Genomic DNA, 18,344 nt, shown 5'->3' on the forward strand with positions numbered 1-18,344 from the left:
CCGTGAAATCCATGTCAAACTTCCCCAACAATAAATTCATTTTCAGTAAATTTGCATTTCTATAATACAAAACCTTATATGAACATTCCACAAACAAGTTTTCCAAGAGTTGTAATTATTGGTGGAGGATTTGCTGGTTTAGCAGCTGCAAAAGGATTAGAAAAACAAGAACTACAAGTTGTTTTAATAGACAAACACAATTATCATACGTTTCAACCTTTACTATATCAAGTAGCAACTGGTGGCTTGGAGCCAGATTCTATTGCGTTTCCATTAAGAAAACGTTTTAACGATGTTGATAATTTCTTTTTTAGATTGGCAGAAGTTGTAAAAATAAATCCTGAAAAAAACCTAGTTGAAACTTCAATTGGAAATTTAGAATATGACGAATTAATCATCGCAACTGGTTCTACAACGAACTTTTTCGGAAACACCAATATTCAAAAACATGCTATGGAAATGAAATCTGTACCACAATCTTTGAATATTAGAAGTTTGGTTTTAGAGAATTTTGAAGAAGCCTTATTAACATCTAATTTCGAAGAGAGAAATGCCTTAATGAACTTTGTTATTGTGGGTGGTGGACCTACAGGAGTTGAATTGGCTGGTGCTTTAGCAGAAATGAAAAAAGGAATTCTACCAAAAGATTATCCAGACTTAGACATTCGTCAAATGCAAATAAACCTGATACAAAGTTCTGGTGAAATCTTAAAAGGAATGAGCGCAAAAGCCTCAGAAAAAGCAGAAGATTTTCTAATTGATTTGGGTGTAAATGTTTGGAAAAATTTACGTGTGTTAGATTACGATGGAAAAATAGTGACTACAAATGGTGTAGATCATTTTAAAGCCGAAACTGTTATTTGGGCTGCTGGTGTTAAAGGGCAAACGATTGACGGTTTACAAGCAGAATGTATTATAGAAAGAGCAGCAAGAATAAAAGTTGACGAATACAATAAAGTTTTAAACTACAATAATATTTATGCAGTTGGTGATGTTGCTTGCATGACTTCAGAAAAAACGCCTTTTGGACATTCAATGATGGCTCAACCCGCCATTCAACAAGGAAAATTAGTAGCTAAAAATATTTTAGCAAAATTATTCAACAAAAAACAAAAACCATTTGTTTATAATGATAAAGGTTCTATGGCAACCATTGGACGTAATAAAGCTGTAGTAGATTTGCCTAAATGGAAATTTCAAGGAGTTTTTGCTTGGTTTGTTTGGATGTTTGTACACCTTTTTTCTTTAATAGGTTTTAGAAATAAAGCCATTGTTTTTCTAAATTGGGTGTATAATTACATTCGTTTTGATAGGGAAACACGTTTAATTATTCGTCCTTATAAAAAGAAAAATAAATATTCTTTCAAAGAACAATTATGAGCGGAAAAAGAATTATAAAATGTACAAATTGTGGTACTTTCAATACAAATAAGGAATATTGTACAAATTGCAATACGTTAATTTCTCATCAAAAAAAACAAGAAATTAAAGCTGAAGCTGGAAAGCAAAAAAGAGTTGAAAAAGCAATTTACGAAAAAGAAAACCCCAATTTAGCTGAACGATTAAAAGCGCATCCTAATATTATTTATAAAATTGCAGGCTGGATCATGTATTCTGCAATTATGGTTGTAAGTGCGATTGGTGCTGGTTTAGCTTGGTTTATTGCAATGGTTGCAGCTGGTTAACATGAACAATGTCCTTTTAAAATATGTTGTTTTATCTTTTCTTTTAGGGAGTTTTATTTATTTTTCTTCTTTTTTAAATATTCAATTACCGCAATTTATTCGTTTTTATGTGAATGATTTTTTAATCATTCCAATTGTTTTATTTCTTTGTTTGCAGGTTTTAAAACGAACTAAAAACAACCGAAATTACAAAATACCTTTTTTAATCATTGTATACTGTTGTTTTTTATATAGTGTACTTTTTGAATTTGTTTTCCCTAATTATTTAGCAAGATATACCAAAGACTATATAGATATTCTTTTATACTTTGCAGGCGGAATTGTATTCTACCAACTTCAAAAATTAGAAAATTGAAAACAACTAAAATTGCGAAAGAAAATATTGCTCGATTAAATGTTGCAATTCAATTTATTGAAGAAAATTTAGACACTAAACTTACTCTAGCTATTATTGCTGAAAAAGCCCATTTTTCTCCCTTTCATTTTCATCGATTATTTTCTTTGGTTGTAGAAGAAACTCCGAATAATTTCATCATTAGAAAAAGAATTGAAAGTGCAGCTTCCTCTCTATTACATCAAAAAGAAAAAACAATTACGGAAGTGGCAGAAGCAGTAGGTTTTGGTAATTTGTCTTCATTTTCGAAAGCTTTTAAGAAATTTTATGGCATTTCTCCAAATAAATTTAAAGAAGAAAGTCCAGAAAAGTTTAGCAAGATTTGCAAAACCGAAAGCAAAAACGGACAAGTTAAAGTTACTTTTGAACAATACATTTGCAATGTTAATAATGCTTTAAAGTGGTTACAAATGAATGCAGAAACAACGATTAAAAAAATTCCGAGATTAGATGTAGCTTACATTTCTCATAAAGGAAAAATGGAAGCAATTGGTAGTGTTTATAATAAACTGGTAAAATGGGCAACTCCAAAAGGTTTTATAAATGAAGAGACACGAATGCTAACCATTTATCATGATAGTCCTAAAATTACAGACCCAAATAATTTAAGAATGAGTGCTTGTATCATTTTAAATGATCCAATAGAAATTGATGGAGAAGTTAGTTTAAAAATTTTATCACCTACTAAATGTATTGTTTCTCGTTTCGAAATTACTCCTTTTCAATTCCAGCAAGCTTGGGAATCTTCTTTTGCTTGGATGATAGAAAAAGGGTACAAAAAATCGGAAACTGCACCTTTTGAAATTTATTACAATAATGCTACAGAACATCCAGAAAACAAGTTTCTTGTAGATTTGTGTATTCCTATTTTATAAAAAACAAATCATACTTTTTTGCAAAAAGCAATAAAATAAAAAGTGATTTTTTATTATTTACAATTCATCACAAAAAAAATACAACTCGGTATTTGTTTTTATTTTTCAGTAATAAACTATTTCATCTTTGTACCATCAAAAAATCAAAACGATGAAACGCATTCTATTTTTACTATTTACTATTTACCCGTTTTCTTTAATTGCACAAACTACCGTTTCAGGAAAAGTTACCGATTCTAAAAACGTTCCTATTTTAGGAGCAAATGTGTATTTAGATGGTACTTATGATGGAACCTCAACAAACGAAAAAGGAGAATTTACTTTTAAAACAGCAGAAACAGGTACACAAACTTTGGTAGTCTCTTTCATTTCTTTTGAAACCTATATTAAAACTGCCAATGTAAAAACACTCAATAAATTAAAAATAAAATTACGAGACGATGTAAATTCTTTAGATGCAGTAGTTATAAATGCAGGAACTTTTGAAGCTGGAGAAAAAGGAAAAGTTACTGTTTTAAAACCTTTAGATGTAGTGACCACAGCTAGTGCTTTAGGTGATTTTGTTGGCGCTTTACAAACTTTACCAGGTACTGCTGCAGTTGCCGAAGATGGGCGCTTATTTGTAAGAGGTGGAGAAGCTGAGGAAACTCAAATTTTTATAGACGGAGCAAGAGTTTTTACGCCATTTACACCAACTACAAACAACATTCCTACAAGAGGAAGATATTCACCATTTTTATTCAAAGGAATAACATTTTCTACAGGTGGTTATTCTGCAGAATATGGACAAGCTCTTTCTAGTGTTTTAGCATTATCAACTATTGATGAACCTGATCAGGAAAAAACAGATATTTCTTTAATGACAGTTGGTTTAGGTATTGGAAACACTCAAAAATGGAAAAAAAGCTCATTTAGTATTAACACATCTTATATAAATTTGGCACCTTATAATGCCGTATTTAAAGACAGAAATACTTGGAACAAACCTTTTCAATCTGCCAATGGCGAAATGGTTTTTAGACAAAAATTTAAAGACGATTCCATGTTAAAATTGTACAGTGCTTATAGTTATTCAGATTTTGATGTGATACAAGATGACATTAATTTTGATGACGGTTTACGTTTTGCCTTACAAAACAGAAACTTATATTTTAATGCTTCTTATAAAAATAAATTCGGTAATAATTGGAAATATGAAACTGCTATCAGTTACACAAACGACAATTCTAACATTAAAGTTATAGATGATCAAATTAAAAGTAATGAAAATTCATATCATTTTAAAGCAAAATTAAGAAAGCGCTTTTCAAGTAGATTTCGTTTAAATTTTGGAGCAGAATATTTTATTACAAATTATGATGAAAGTTACACACCAACTAACAACAATAAATTTGATTATGGTTTCGATAATAATATTTTTGCCTCTTTTGTAGAAACCGATATTTTCTTCTCTAAAAACTTGGCTGCAAAAGTTGGCGTAAGGGCAGAAAATTCTGAATTGTTAAACGAATTTACAGTATCTCCAAGAGCATCAATTTCATACAAATCAGGTAAAAATTCACAATTTTCTTTGGCATATGGTCAGTTTTATCAAAATCCAAATAATGAGTTTTTAAGATTTACACAAAATTTAAAAGCTCAAAACACATCACATTTAATTGCTAATTATCAATCAGTAAAACAGGGTCAAATATTCAGAATCGAAGCTTATTATAAAGATTATAATAGCTTGGTAAAGTTCGATAATAATTCAACAAGTTTTAATGACAATCAGCCTAACTTTAATTCAACATTCAACAATAATGGATTTGGATTTGCAAAAGGGATAGATGTTTTTTGGAGGCAAAATGGTAAAATTAAAAATACAGATTATTGGATTTCTTACTCCTATCTAGATACTGAAAGAGACTATAGAAATTACCCTAATGCAGCACAACCAAACTTTGCGTCAAAACACAATTTATCTATTGTAACAAAACATTGGATTGAAGATTGGAAAAGTCAAATTGGTTTCAGTTATCAATTTGCTTCAGGTAGAAATTACACAAACCCGAACGAAGCAGGTTTTTTAAACAGTCAAACAAAAAATTTCAACAATTTAAGTTTCAATTGGGCATATTTAATAGACCAACAAAAAATATTATATTTTTCTGTAAACAACGTTTTAGGCACAAAAAACATCTTTGGTTATAACTATAAAAACACTCCAAACATGAATGGAAATTTCGAAAGACAAGCAAGAATTCCCAATGCAGATAGTTTCTTTTTCGTAGGTTTCTTCTGGACAATTAGCGACGATAATAAATCAAACCAGTTAGATAATTTATAATATTTATTTGAAGCTATTTCCTGCTTTCCACTATATCTTTTATGCTGAATTCATTTCTGCATCTTACTTTTTTTAAAAAATAAATGAAATAGAGTAACAGATACTGAATCAAGTTCAGCATAAAAAGGATGTCGTTTCAATCAAGGCTAACCTTTTTTGTTAACTAATTATATTAACGAAAGACTTATTTCAACTTTGAAACTTTGAAACTTTGAAACTTTGAAACTTTGAAACTTTGAAACTTTGAAACTTAATAAAAATACAATTCATCATTTAAAAATTACAATTCGGTATGTTATTTGTTTTAATTTTTAAAAAACATACGATATTTACATCATCAAACAAGAACAACAAAAAATTATGAAAAAACTACTTTTAACCTTAGCCATTATTTTCGGAGGTATTTTCGCAACCAATGCACAAGAAACAACATTTGATTTAACCATTAATATTTCTGGACTAAGCTCTAACAAAGGAAAAGTTTTAATTGCTTTATATAATGAAGAAGGTCAGTTTTTAAAAAAAGGCTTTAAAGGCGGAATGTCAAAAATTACCAACAAAAAAGTTACCTATACTTTAAAAGATATTCCAAAAGGTGAATATGCAGTTTCATTTTTTCATGATGAAAATGACAACAACAAAATGGATACTAATTTCTTCGGAATTCCAAAAGAAGATTATGGGTGCTCAAATAATGCAAAAGGTTTTATGGGCGCTCCAAAATATAAAGACGCAAAATTTCAATTATCAAAAGATCAAACTATAGATATTAAAATATAAAAAATCAACTAAAACATACTATAATGAAAAAATTAATACTATTATTTGCAGTTATTTTTACAGTAACTATTTCTGCACAGTTAAAATATCAAAATGGAATGAAAAAAGCTTTTTCTCATTGGGAAAAAGGAGAAATGGTAAAAGCTTCTCAATTATTTGAAAGAATTATGAAAGCTGAACCTAAAAAATGGAAACCTGCATATTATGCAGCAACTATAGAAATTTTAGGAAGCTTTGGCTTAAAAGACGAAGCTATTTTAAAGGCAAAATTAACTAAGGCACAAGAGTTTTTAGATGTTGCTAAATCAAACTCAGAAAATAATCCTGAAATTTTAATTACTCAAGCTTTATTAAACACTGGTTATATTGCTTTTGATGGACAAAAATATGGAATGACATTGTCAGGAAAAAATGCACAATTATATGCAAAAGCATTGGTAATTGCTCCAAATAATCCAAGAGTAATTATGAGCAATGCAGAGTGGAACATGGGAGCAGCAAAATTCTTTGGAAAATCTACAAAACCTTATTGCGATGAAATTAAAAAAGCCATCAAGTTAGGCAAAGAAGAAAAAATTGAGGAAGAATTTTATCCAAAATTTATGGAATCGAGAGCTTTAGAGGTTTTGAAACAATGTGAAAAATAAAATTAGTTTGCAGTCTTCAGCAGGCAGTTGGCAGTCAAATATCTGACTGCTAACTGCTAACTGAGGACTGAGGACTGAGGACTGCTAACTATGATAAAATTTTATCAACTAACTTCTGTTTTGCTTTTTCATCATCACCAAACAACCATTGTAACACGTTGTCTTCCCAAATTTCATCACAATCTTTATCATTTAAAATATTGCGTTCTTTAGCCAAATCTAATATTTTTCCTGGGTAAGAAGATTGTTTTGCACTTTCCATTTCACCTAAAGGATAAGGATCGTCTAAACCCATTAAAATTTGTTTGGTTCCTTGATTTTTTACTAATAAATCTAACGAATTGGTGTCATGAACCAACGTATCAAAAAAGATGTTTTTATGACCAACCGCTTTTCTTGGGTGTGTTTTGCCTTCAAATAAATCTGGTCTTCCATCAAAACCTTGAATTCTTCTTCCTAAGTTTATTTGCGCCAATTGTCCTCCATGTGCAAAACAAACACGCATTCCTGGAAACTTATCTTGATAACCATTTAAAGTAAAAAAATGGTAAGCATCTGCACATTGTGCCAACATCCAAATTAAATGAAAACGCCAAGATGTATTTTCTAATTTTATAAACTTTTCTCCATCATAAGGATGAATTTCTACAGCTAAATTGTACTTACTGGCTAACTCAAAAATAGGATCATTTTCTTCATCAAAAATGCAACGCCAAGTTCCAATGGTATCCATATAATGTGTTGGTAAACATAACAATCGCATTCCTAAAACTTCTACACAACGCTCAATTTCCCAGCAAGCACCTCTTACAAATCCTGGATGCACCACAAATCCGCAAGTAAATTTAGAAGGATTTTCATGCTGAATTCTCGCATTAAAATCATTTTGGAAACGCAATGCTTGTTTCATTTCTTCTACGCGCAAACCATTTCCATATAATTGCGATAAGTTTAAAACCACAGCATGATCTATTTTGAAACGCTCCATCCAAGCCAATTTTTCGTTTAAGAAAAAACTGGAGTCTGTAATGGGTCTGTTCCAATCTTTTTGGAGCATAAATTTACGATCTTTATCTACCCAAAAAATTCCCTTGTCTTTCATATACTGTGGAATTTCCTCTGGATAAGGAAGCAAATGTGAATGTCCGTTAATGCGTAGTTTACGTTTTGTCATTTATTTTCCAAACTTTTTGTGATACCTATCAAAAATGGCAGGCATATCTGTTTCTATATTATCTAATAAAAATTCTTCTTCGTAAGCTACACTTCCATCTTTTTCAAACCATTGTAACTTATCTTTCACACCTTCAGGTCTTGGGTATTCGATAACCAAACCTACTGTATTTGCACCTCTTTGTGGAGAATGTGGAACTTTTGGTGGTAAGTAAAAAATTTCTCCTTCTCTAATATGAATATCTTTTGATTTGCCATCTTCCATCACTTTTAAAACAATATCACCTTCTATTTGATAGAAAAATTCTGGTGTTTCGTTATAATGATAATCGGTTCTACTATTTGGGCCACCAACAACCATTACAATAACATCTGCATCTTTCCAAACGACTTTATTACCAACAGGTGGTTTTAATAAATGACGATGTTCATCTATCCATTTTTTGAAGTTTATAGGTTGTACTAACTTACTCATATTTGTAGATTTTTTTGATGTTTTTTATTCAACAATCACGACTTTATAAAGATAATCAAAATAGTCTTGTCTGAAAAAAATCCTATTTCTTAGTGCTAAAGAGATTTTGTTCTTCCACCATCAACAGGTACGTTAATTCCGTTTATGAAATTGGCACATTCACTTGATAAAAACACAATTGCATTGGCAATTTCTTCTGGTTTTGCAAATCTTTTTGCAGGTGAAGCGTTTTTCATATTTTGGGCAACCTCATCAAATGATTTTCCTGTTTTTTGGGATTTATTATTGATAATTTCATTTAAACGTTCTGTACCTGTTGCTCCTGGTAAAACATTATTAACCGTAATTCCGAATTCACCTAATTCATTAGCCATGGTTTTTGACCAATTTGCAACAGCACCTCTGATTGTGTTTGAAACGCCTAAACCATCTAAAGGTTGTTTTACAGAGGTAGAAATTACATTGATAATTCTACCAAAGCATTGTGTTTTCATAAACGGAACTAGATGTTGCACCAATATATGATTGCATTTTAAATGTTGTGTAAACGCATTTTCAAATTCTTCTATTTTGGCATTAAATATTGGACCTCCTGCTGGACCTCCTGTATTATTTACCAAAATATGAAATTGTAAATCAGCATTTTCTAACACTTGTTTTAATTCATTAGGTTTTGAAAAATCTGCTACTAAATAATTATGATTTTGTTCTCGACTGCGCTCGAACTGACATTCTTCAATTTCTTTTAAAACTGATTTCAGTTTTTCTTCATTTCTGGCAAGTAATGTAACGTTTGCTCCTTCTTCTGCCAATAGTATGGCTGTTGCTTTACCAATTCCTTGTGTACTTCCACAAACTAAAGCGTTTTTACCATTTAATTTTAAATCCATATTTTAAAGATTATAGAGAAGAGAAAATAGAGAATAGACTTTTCTCTTTTCTCTTTTCTTATTTCTTAATCGTGTTTTATACAAATATTTTTAGCTTCAGTAAAAAAACGTAGTGCTTCAAAACCGCCTTCACGTCCTACTCCACTTTCTTTTGCTCCACCAAAAGGAGTTCTTAAATCACGTAACATCCACGTATTTACCCAAACAATTCCTGTTTGTAACTGTTTGGAAAACTGCATCGTTCTGTTTAGATTATTCGTCCATAATGTTGCAGATAAACCATATTTAACATCATTTGCTAATTTCAACGCTTCTTCATCTGTTATAAAAGACATAATAGTTACTATAGGTCCAAAAATTTCTTGTTGGTTCAATTTACAATTATTATCGGTAACTTCTATAATTGTGGGTTGCAAATAATAACCTTTTTCGTGATTTTTTACATTTACTTTTTTTCCTCCAAAGAGGATTTTCCCTCCATATTCTTCTGCATTATCAATATAAGATTTTACTTTTTCTAAATGTTGTTTAGAAACTAAAGCCCCAATATCTGTAGTTGAATCTGATGGATTTCCGACTTTTAATTCGGAAACTTTTTTGATGAAATCTGTTTTAAATTTATCATAGATTTTTTCTTCCACCAAAATTCGACTTCCACATAAACAAATTTGTCCTTGGTTTGCAAATGAAGACCTAACAGTAGTTTCCAACATGTTTTCATAATCGCAATCTGCAAAAATGATGTTGGGATTTTTACCTCCTAATTCTAAAGATATTTTTTTAAACATGGGCGCTGCAATTTTGGCAATTTCAGCTCCTGTTTTTGTGCCTCCTGTAAACGAAATTGCTTTTATTTTTGGATGTGAAACAATAGCTTTTCCTGTGGTTTTTCCTAAACCATGAACAATGTTTAGCACTCCTTTTGGGAGACCAGCTTTAGTACAAATATCGCCTAATAAATGCGCTGTCATTGGTGTGACTTCACTTGGTTTTGCAACTACACAATTACCTGCTGCAATGGCTGGAGCAATTTTCCATGTAAACAAATACAAAGGTAAATTCCAAGGAGAAATACAACCCACAACTCCCAAAGGTTGACGTAAGGTAAAATTGATAGCATCAAAACCTACACTCTCGTGACTTTCTGAAGAAAATTGTGTTATAGCATTTGCAAAAAATTGAAAATTTGCAGCTGCTCTTGGAATATCAACTTGTTTGGCTAAACTGATTGGTTTTCCATTGTCTATACTTTCTCCTTTGGCTAATTCTTCTAAATTTTCGAGAATTAAATCAGCAATTTTTGATAGTATTTTTGAGCGTTCTTCTAACGTAGTATTACTCCAAATTGGAAATGCTTGTTCTGCAGCTTGAACTGCTTTTTCTATATCTTCCTTGGTAGAATTAGGAATCTGTCCGTAGATTTCTCCTTTTACTGGATTGTAATTGTCTAACCAATCTTTTGAAATTGGATTTACAAATTCTCCGTTGATGTAGTTTTGGATTTTCATTCTTTATTTAGATAAAAGAAAATAGATTAAAGATTCAAGACCTCTTTATTCTTTTTTTTAATTCTTTATTCTTGCTTTTTATAAGCCGTAACTTTAATTTCCACCACCAAATCTGGATGTGGTAATTGATGTACAGCAACTGTGGTTCTTGTGGGGCCTGTTTCTTTTTCAAAAAATTCTGCATACGCTTTATTATAATCTACAAAATCGTTCATATTTACTAAAAAAGAAGAAACATCTACCACGTCTTTTAAACTTGCGCCAACGGTTTTCAAGTTCTTTTCTATATTTTCTAAAACGGCTTTGGTTTGTAAATAAGCATCTAATTTTTTAGTTCCCATTTCGTCAATAATCTCAACTCCTGCAATTGAATTATCTGCTCTTCTGGAACTTGTTCCTGAAACAAAAATAAAATCGCCCACAACTTTTACATGTGGATATGCGCCTCTTGGTGTTACTTTTTTTTCTTCCATATTATTTTGCTAATTCTAATAGCTTTAAAGTTGTTTTATAATTTCTTGTGGTTGCAATTACATTCAGTTTTTTCTCAAGCGTATTGTTAGTTAATTTTGTTTTTCCAAATCCTGATGGACAATATAAATATACGATATCATCATTCAACTTGAATTTATCTTCATCTAAATTACTGATCTCCAAATTTAAATTTTCTGGCTTTTTATTTAGAAATGCAAAAGCTACTATTTTTTCGTTTTCTATTGAAAAAGGATAATTATCAATTACTTTTTTCCATTCTTCAATTGTTCTTGCTAATACTGGAATATCAAAACCAAATTCCTCTTGAATTCCTTTTTTTATTTTTGAGCAAGTTTCTTCTTTTTCTAAAGTGGTTTCTAAAATAACATTACCACTTTGAATATAGGTTTGCACATTTTTAAAACCTAAACTAGTTAATAAAGTTCGTAAGTCTGCCATTGGAATTTTGTTGTTTCCTGATACATTTATTCCACGAAGTAAAACAATATATTTTTTCATTCTTTTTGTCAGTTCGAGCGCAGTCGAGAATTATTTATTTTTAGGATTATATTTATGATGAGTTGCATTTTGACATTCTGATAATATTTCTAACATATCAAAATCATCATTTGCCAAAGCTAATTTCTTTTTCTTACTCCACTTTTTAATTTTCTTTTCAAAATAAATTGCTTGTTCGACATCATTAAATTCTTGATTGAAAATTAATTTTACAGGTCTTCTTTTAAAAGTAAAACAACTTTTATTTAAACCTCTTTGATGCTCTTCAAATCTTCTTTCTAAATTATTTGTAATACCTGTGTACAATAGTTTATCTGAACATTTTAATATGTAAACAAAATATCTTTTCATATTTACTTCTCGACTGCGCTCGAAGTGACAAAATACTTCTACAATCCCGCAATTTTATCTTCTTTTAAAATTTCGTTTGTTTCTTTAATTATTTTTTTTAATACAATTTCTAACTCTTCTTTTGTCATATCGAGCGAAGTCGAGATGTCATCACCAGAAATTAAATTCAACAGTGCTTTGTCTTGGGCTCTACCTTTTTCCATAGCTGCATTGTAACCTATATTCTCATTAAAAGTTACCAAAGAATATTTTGAAAAATATTGCGTTGGAAAATGCTTTTCTAAATCCATTTCTATTTTTCTTTTTTCTTTGAAAAGCGGATTTGCAACATGATCTTTCATCTCGTGAAAATTATCAATCGCCAAATCTGCAATGGCATCTGTATCTTTTTTCCTGGTTTTTTGATACACTTTAAAAACAGTTTTCCAATCAAAGATTTCTCGACTGCGCTCGAAATGATTAAGAATTTCATCTAACACAAAAACATCTTCGAAAGAAGCGTTCATTCCTTGGCCGTAAAAAGGGACAATTGCGTGTGCAGCATCACCCATTAACAATGTTTTATTTTGGTAAGACCAAGGACTGCATTTAATGGTTCCTAAAGGTCCTGTTGGATTGTTGATGAACTCTTCTTTTATGTTTGGTATTAATGACAAAGCATCTGGAAATTCTTTCTCAAAAAATTCGGTTATTTTTTCTTCGGAAGTTAAATTTTCGAAATTAAATTCACCTTCATTGTAACTTAAAAAGAGCGTTACTGTAAAGCTACCATCCATATTTGGTAAGGCAATGAGCATAAAATCGCCACGTGGCCAAATGTGTAAATGGTCTTTGCTTATTTGATGATTTCCTTGCTTATTAGCTGGAATCTCCAGCTCTTTATACCCATGATTTAAGTAATTTTGCGAATAACTAAATAAGAATTTTCGCTCGGAAATATAGCTTTTTCGCAATGAAGAACCTGCACCATCTGCTCCAAAAATAACGTCTGCAATTACTGGAAATTCTTCTTTGGTTTGGTAATCTTTAAAATGCGCGATATTTTTTTCTATGTCTACTTTTTTACATTTTTTATTGAAATAAATATTTACATTTTCGTGCTTTTCAGCTTCGTCTAATAAAATGGCATTCAAATCTCCTCTAGAAATGGAGTTGATATACTCGTTTTCTCTTCCAGAATAATTGGATGAAAACGTTTTCCCTTCTTTATCGTGCATTAATCTACCAAACATAGGTATACAAATTTCTCTAGCTTTTTCTTCCATTCCACACAGACGTAAAGCTTTTAAACCTCTGTCTGATAATGCCAAGTTAATAGATCGTCCTGCAGAAATATCTACTTTTCGTAAATCTGGTCTGCTTTCATATACCTCAACTTTGTAGCCTCTTTGTGCAAGTCGTAAAGCCAGTAGTGAGCCACATAAACCTGCACCTATGATTAGTATTTTATCTTTTTTGTTCATTTAATCTTTTGTCAGTTCGAGCGCAGTCGAGAACTATTTGAGACCTCTCGACTGCGCTCGAGGAGACATCATTATTTAATTTTTTATCAATTTAATGGAAGCTGAAACAAGTTCAGCTTTTTTTTTACAAAATTTCTTTCAAAATTTCTGTAAAAATAAAAACATCTTCAAAAGAATTATAAAATGGAACTGGCGCACAACGTATTACATCTGGCTCTCGCCAATCTGTAATTACATGTTGTTCCATTAATTTTTGATGCAAACTTTTATCAGCATTTTTAACTTGAATCGATAATTGACAACCTCTTTCTTTTGGATTTTTTGGGGTGATGATTTTTATATCTTCAGAATCAATTTCTTTGACTAAAAACTCGAAATATCCTGTAAGTTTTTCTGATTTTTGACGCAATTTTTCCATACCAACTTCTTCAAACAAATCTAAAGAAGCCAAAATAGCTGCCATAGATAAAATTGGCGGGTTCGACAATTGCCAACCTTCTGCACCTTCCATTACATCAAATGGTTGTCGCATATTAAAACGCGTCTCCTTATTATGATTCCACCAACCTGCAAAACGTGGTAAATCTTTGTTTCTTGCATGTTTTTCGTGCACGAAAATTCCTGATAAACTTCCAGGTCCAGCATTTAAATATTTGTAAGAACACCAAGCCGCAAAATCGACTCCAGATTCGTGTAAATTGGGCTGGATGTTTCCTGCACCATGCGCTAAATCAATTCCTACAACACAGTTTTTTGAATGACCGATTTCTGCGATTCTTTTCAAATCTAAAAACTGACCCGTATAATAATTTACACCACCAATTAACAGTAGAGCAATTTCATCACCTTGCTTTGAAACGATTTCCTCTAAATCTTCAATTTGTAATAGTTCTTCTCCTTTTCTGGGTTTCCATTCTATAACATCTTCTTTTGAAAAACCGTGAAATTCTAATTGCGATTGAACAGCATATCTATCTGAAGGAAACGCATCAGACTCAATAACTATTTTATATTTTGATGTTGTGGGCCTGTAAAAGGAAACCATCAGCAGATGTAAATTGACAGTTAACGAGTTCATCATGACCACTTCTTGTGGTTTTGCACCTACAATTTTTGCCATTTTATCTGTTAAATATTCATGGTAATGCAACCATGGATTTTTAGCTTCAAAATGACCTTCTACTCCTAAATTTGCCCAATCTTCTAATTCTTGATTGATATAATTTTTTGTCGCTTTTGGTTGTAACCCTAAAGAATTACCTGTAAAATACAACCATTCTTCTCCGTTTTTATCTCTTGGAATATGAAAACGATTTCGTAAATAAGAAAGTGAATCTTCACTATCTTGTTGTTTTGCAAATGTTAAATTGTTCTGGTATTTCATCAAATAAAAAAATGAGTGTCTTCAAATATAAAACAATCTAAATTTAGAATTAAATAATTACTATATTTATTCTTTAATTTAAGAATAAAAAACGATTTATGAAATTGATAAAGTACTTACTAATTATTACTTTTTTTATTGTTGCCTCTTGTGACAAAAACTCTATATTAATTAGTGGTTTAAAAGGTGTTAACGATAGTTTTCATGAACAATATGCTCCAGATAAAAGAGTTGCTATTTATACTATTGAATTTGAGAACTATGATGATAAAATAATTGTAAAGGGAGAAACCGACTCAAAAGAAGCGTATGTAAAACTATTAGACAGCCTTAAAATTTTAAAAGTTGATATTATTAATAAAATTAGAGTTTTACCAGATTCTGTTGTAGGCAACAAAATGTTTGCTGTTGCAAAAAATTCGGTTATAAATATACGCTCAGAACCTAAACATTCAGCAGAATTAGGTACACAAGGTTTATTAGGTATGCCTTTAAAGGTTTTAGATAAAGAAGGTGATTTTTATAGAGTTCAAACTCCTGACAGGTATATTTCTTGGGTTGACAAAGGTGGAATTGAGTTGATGAACAAGGGTGAATTTGACACTTGGAACACAAGCAAAAAAATTATTTTTACTCAAAATTTTGGTTACGTGTATTCAGAAAGAAGCTCAAACTCTGGTATTGTTTCTGACATTACTTTAGGTGGAATTTTAAAATACTTATCTGAAGATGCTTCTTTTTATGAAGTAAAATATCCAGATGGTAGAATTGGATTTGTTAAAAAAAGTGAAGCTGTAATTTATAATTCTTGGCTACAAAAACTAAACCCAACCAAAGAAAATATTGAAGCTATTGCAAAAAAAATGGATGGTTTTCCGTACTTGTGGGGAGGCACCTCATCTAAAGGAATGGATTGTAGTGGGTTTACAAAAATGGTATATTTAATGAATGGTTTAATAATTCCTAGAGATGCTTCACAACAAGTAAATGCAGGTAAAATTGTAGACAAAAATTTAACTTTTGAAGGTTTAGAAAAAGGTGATTTATTATTTTTTGGAACAAAAGCAACTGAAAATAAAAAACAAAGAGTTGTTCATGTGGGTATTTGGTTAGGAAATGACAAAATGGAATTTATTCACGCTTCTGGAAATGTGCATTTAAGCTCTATGGATGTTACTCAACCACATTATGACGAATTTAATAAAAATAGATATTTAGGTAGTAGACGTTACTTGGGTGTGAAAGACATTCAGTTATTAGATTTAAAAGAAACTCTTAAATAATATTAATATACGCGCTGGTTTTTACTAAAAATTATTTAATAAGTTTAGCCCTGATTGAACGGTTTGTTTGAGCTCTTTTTGAGGAACGAAAAAAAGCGAGTAGTGAAAGCAGGAAATAGCTCCAAAAAAAAAGCCTTTCAACTTAAAATTGAAAGGCTTAAATACTTTATAAAATACGATTAATACAAGACTCTAAATTTGATAGTGCCTTCTACATTTCGTAGTTTTTCAATTACTTCTTTGTTATACTCTTTGTCTAAATCTGTAATTACATACCCTACTTTTGGATCTGTTGACAAATACTGTCCGTTGATATTTAAGTCGTACTTCGCTAAAATTTTATTGATTTTCGCCATCACACCAGGTACGTTTTTATGAATATGTAAAAAACGATGCGCATTTGTTTGTCTTGGTAAACGAATATTTGGGAAGTTTACAGCATCTACTGTGTTTCCAGAGTTAATGTATGCCATAATTTTACTCGGTACAAAATCGGCAATATCTCTTTGAGCTTCTTCTGTACTTCCACCAACATGAGGTGTTAAAATTACGTTTGGCAATCCTTTTAATTCTGTATAAAACTCACCATTTTTTCTTGGTTCTTCTGGATATACATCTACAGCTGCACCTGCTAATTTTCCACTTTTTAAAGCAGCAACTAATGCAGGAATATCTACCACAAATCCTCTTGCTAAATTAACTAAATGTGCGCCATCTTTCATTTGCGAAATTTCTTTTTCTCCAAAGAAATTTTTGTTGGCTGCATTGTCATCTACATGTAAAGTAACCACATCTGATATTGCTAGTAAATCTGGTAAATTACTTATTTTAGTAGCATTTCCTAATGCCAATTTGTCTTCTACATCATAATAATACACGTCCATTCCTAGAGCTTCTGCTAAAACAGATAATTGTTTTCCGATATTTCCATATCCAACAATTCCTAATTTTTTACCACGAACTTCACGAGATCCTTCTGCAGTTTTATTCCATTGTCCGTTATGAATTTCTGTACTACGTTGAAAAACAGAACGCATTAACATGATAATTTCTCCAATTGCCAATTCTACCACAGAACGCGTGTTGCTGTAAGGTGCATTAAAAACAACAACTCCTTTTTCTTTACACGCTTCTAAATCTATTTGTTTGGTTCCGATACAAAATGCACTTACAACCATCAATTTTTCTGCAGCATCAACTACTTTTTTAGTAACGTTTGTTTTGGAACGGATTCCTAAAACGTGTACGTCTTTTATTTTTTCTATCAATTCGTCTTCTGACAAACTTTTAGAAACAGTTTCTACCGAAAAACCATCTGTAGATAACTTTTTAAAAGCATCTGGATGTACGTTTTCTAGTAATAAAATTTTAATTCTGTTTTTTGGGTATGAGATATTTCTTGGCAAATCGTTTATGTATAAAAATTCATCTAAATTTGGTGTAACATGGTCTGCATTTTCCGTAGTTTTTTCTCTTGAAACATTTTCTGTGTATGCAAAAAACTTATCTGCAACACCTGCTTCACGAGTTACGTAATCGCTATAACCATCACCAATAACTTGTATTTCTCCGTTTAAATTCATGTCTTTTAAACATTGAATTTTTCCATTGTGTTTCGATAAGACATTATCTGCGTCGAAACCAATAATTTCTCCATCCTTCGCAAACTCAAAAGTATTTGCATATACTCTTTCGGAAGGTATATTGTATTCTTTTACAATTGGGTCTATAAATTCTTTGAATCCGCATGAAATTACGTAAATATCGTCTGCAAAATTCTCGAAAAACTCTTTATTACTTTCTATGGATTTTGAAACTTGCTTTTTTAAAGCTTCCACCAATCTTGTTAAATCGGCTTTATTAGCTTTTAAAAGTTTTATTCTTCTTTCTAAAGATTCTGTGAAAGAAATTTCACCATCAATACCTAAGTTAGTGATATCTATTATTTCTTGAATAATTTCTTCTTTCTTCGGATTATCTTCGAGCGTAATTTCTGCTAAAACATCAAGCGCTTCTACCCTTGTTAGAGTACTATCGAAATCGAAAATATAGTTTCTTTTATTGGTAATCATCTTTTAAATCTTGGTTGATTTATAAGCTGTAAATCTACAAAT

17 protein-coding genes are annotated in these 18,344 nt (G+C 30.9%); 7 read left to right on the top strand and 10 right to left on the bottom strand.

The window, feature by feature from the left end; all coding sequences use genetic code 11:
- Positions 1 to 78 precede the first annotated feature (78 nt).
- From FDT66_RS09830 to FDT66_RS09855, 6 genes are all read left to right on the top strand, one after another.
- Positions 79 to 1,380 carry an NAD(P)/FAD-dependent oxidoreductase gene (locus FDT66_RS09830; RefSeq protein ID WP_138536042.1) on the top strand — a complete coding sequence of 434 codons (1,302 nt, stop codon included), beginning with the start codon at positions 79 to 81 and terminating at the stop codon, positions 1,378 to 1,380.
- Positions 1,377 to 1,685, top strand: coding sequence for a hypothetical protein (locus FDT66_RS09835; RefSeq protein ID WP_138536044.1), 309 nt, complete (start codon positions 1,377 to 1,379; stop codon positions 1,683 to 1,685). Before FDT66_RS09830 ends, FDT66_RS09835 begins: the two co-directional genes overlap by 4 nt.
- A 351-nt stretch (positions 1,686 to 2,036) precedes the next feature.
- On the top strand, positions 2,037 to 2,954 hold the full coding sequence (locus FDT66_RS09840) for an AraC family transcriptional regulator (protein ID WP_138536046.1): 918 nt from the start codon (positions 2,037 to 2,039) through the stop codon (positions 2,952 to 2,954).
- 151 nt (positions 2,955 to 3,105) lie between these two features.
- Positions 3,106 to 5,283, top strand: coding sequence for a TonB-dependent receptor (locus FDT66_RS09845; protein WP_138536048.1), 2,178 nt, complete (start codon positions 3,106 to 3,108; stop codon positions 5,281 to 5,283).
- Between the two features lie 360 nt (positions 5,284 to 5,643).
- Positions 5,644 to 6,063, top strand: coding sequence for a DUF2141 domain-containing protein (locus FDT66_RS09850; RefSeq protein ID WP_138536049.1), 420 nt, complete (start codon positions 5,644 to 5,646; stop codon positions 6,061 to 6,063).
- A 23-nt stretch (positions 6,064 to 6,086) separates the two neighbouring features.
- A complete protein-coding gene (locus FDT66_RS09855; protein WP_138536051.1) occupies positions 6,087 to 6,710 on the top strand; it encodes a hypothetical protein in 624 nt (207 codons plus the stop codon).
- 88 nt (positions 6,711 to 6,798) lie between these two features.
- Here FDT66_RS09855 and FDT66_RS09860 read toward each other — a convergent pair whose 3' ends face one another.
- From FDT66_RS09860 to kynU, 9 genes are all read right to left on the bottom strand, one after another.
- Positions 6,799 to 7,884, bottom strand: a complete 1,086-nt coding sequence (locus tag FDT66_RS09860; protein WP_138536053.1) for an amidohydrolase family protein — start codon at positions 7,882 to 7,884, stop codon at positions 6,799 to 6,801.
- Entirely contained in the window at positions 7,885 to 8,358 is a 474-nt protein-coding gene (locus FDT66_RS09865) for a 3-hydroxyanthranilate 3,4-dioxygenase (protein ID WP_138536055.1), read from the bottom strand.
- A gap of 95 nt (positions 8,359 to 8,453) precedes the next feature.
- Positions 8,454 to 9,248: an SDR family oxidoreductase gene (locus FDT66_RS09870; protein ID WP_138536057.1), complete on the bottom strand. Its 795-nt coding sequence runs from the start codon at positions 9,246 to 9,248 to the stop codon at positions 8,454 to 8,456.
- A 65-nt stretch (positions 9,249 to 9,313) separates the two neighbouring features.
- Positions 9,314 to 10,756, bottom strand: coding sequence for an aldehyde dehydrogenase (locus tag FDT66_RS09875; protein WP_138536059.1), 1,443 nt, complete (start codon positions 10,754 to 10,756; stop codon positions 9,314 to 9,316).
- A gap of 65 nt (positions 10,757 to 10,821) precedes the next feature.
- Positions 10,822 to 11,229 carry a RidA family protein gene (locus FDT66_RS09880; protein WP_138536061.1) on the bottom strand — a complete coding sequence of 136 codons (408 nt, stop codon included), beginning with the start codon at positions 11,227 to 11,229 and terminating at the stop codon, positions 10,822 to 10,824.
- A gap of 1 nt (position 11,230) precedes the next feature.
- A complete protein-coding gene (locus tag FDT66_RS09885) occupies positions 11,231 to 11,749 on the bottom strand; it encodes a DUF1697 domain-containing protein (RefSeq protein WP_138536063.1) in 519 nt (172 codons plus the stop codon).
- Positions 11,750 to 11,779: 30 nt separating this feature from the next.
- Positions 11,780 to 12,100, bottom strand: a complete 321-nt coding sequence (locus tag FDT66_RS09890) for a GIY-YIG nuclease family protein (RefSeq protein WP_138536065.1) — start codon at positions 12,098 to 12,100, stop codon at positions 11,780 to 11,782.
- Positions 12,101 to 12,138: 38 nt separating this feature from the next.
- Positions 12,139 to 13,563, bottom strand: a complete 1,425-nt coding sequence (locus FDT66_RS09895) for an FAD-dependent oxidoreductase (RefSeq protein WP_138536067.1) — start codon at positions 13,561 to 13,563, stop codon at positions 12,139 to 12,141.
- Positions 13,564 to 13,687: 124 nt separating this feature from the next.
- Positions 13,688 to 14,947 carry a kynureninase gene (gene kynU / locus FDT66_RS09900; protein ID WP_138536069.1) on the bottom strand — a complete coding sequence of 420 codons (1,260 nt, stop codon included), beginning with the start codon at positions 14,945 to 14,947 and terminating at the stop codon, positions 13,688 to 13,690.
- A gap of 98 nt (positions 14,948 to 15,045) precedes the next feature.
- On the opposite strand from kynU, the gene FDT66_RS09905 reads away from it, so the two are divergent.
- Complete coding sequence (locus FDT66_RS09905) at positions 15,046 to 16,230, top strand: C40 family peptidase (RefSeq protein ID WP_138536071.1); 1,185 nt, start codon at positions 15,046 to 15,048, stop codon at positions 16,228 to 16,230.
- Between the two features lie 179 nt (positions 16,231 to 16,409).
- On the opposite strand, the gene serA is transcribed toward FDT66_RS09905, so the two are convergent.
- On the bottom strand, positions 16,410 to 18,302 hold the full coding sequence (serA, locus tag FDT66_RS09910) for a phosphoglycerate dehydrogenase (protein ID WP_138536073.1): 1,893 nt from the start codon (positions 18,300 to 18,302) through the stop codon (positions 16,410 to 16,412).
- Positions 18,303 to 18,344: the final 42 nt, after the last annotated feature.

Origin of the sequence: Polaribacter aestuariivivens, assembly GCF_005885675.1 — a bacterium.
GTDB lineage: Bacteria > Bacteroidota > Bacteroidia > Flavobacteriales > Flavobacteriaceae > Polaribacter > Polaribacter aestuariivivens.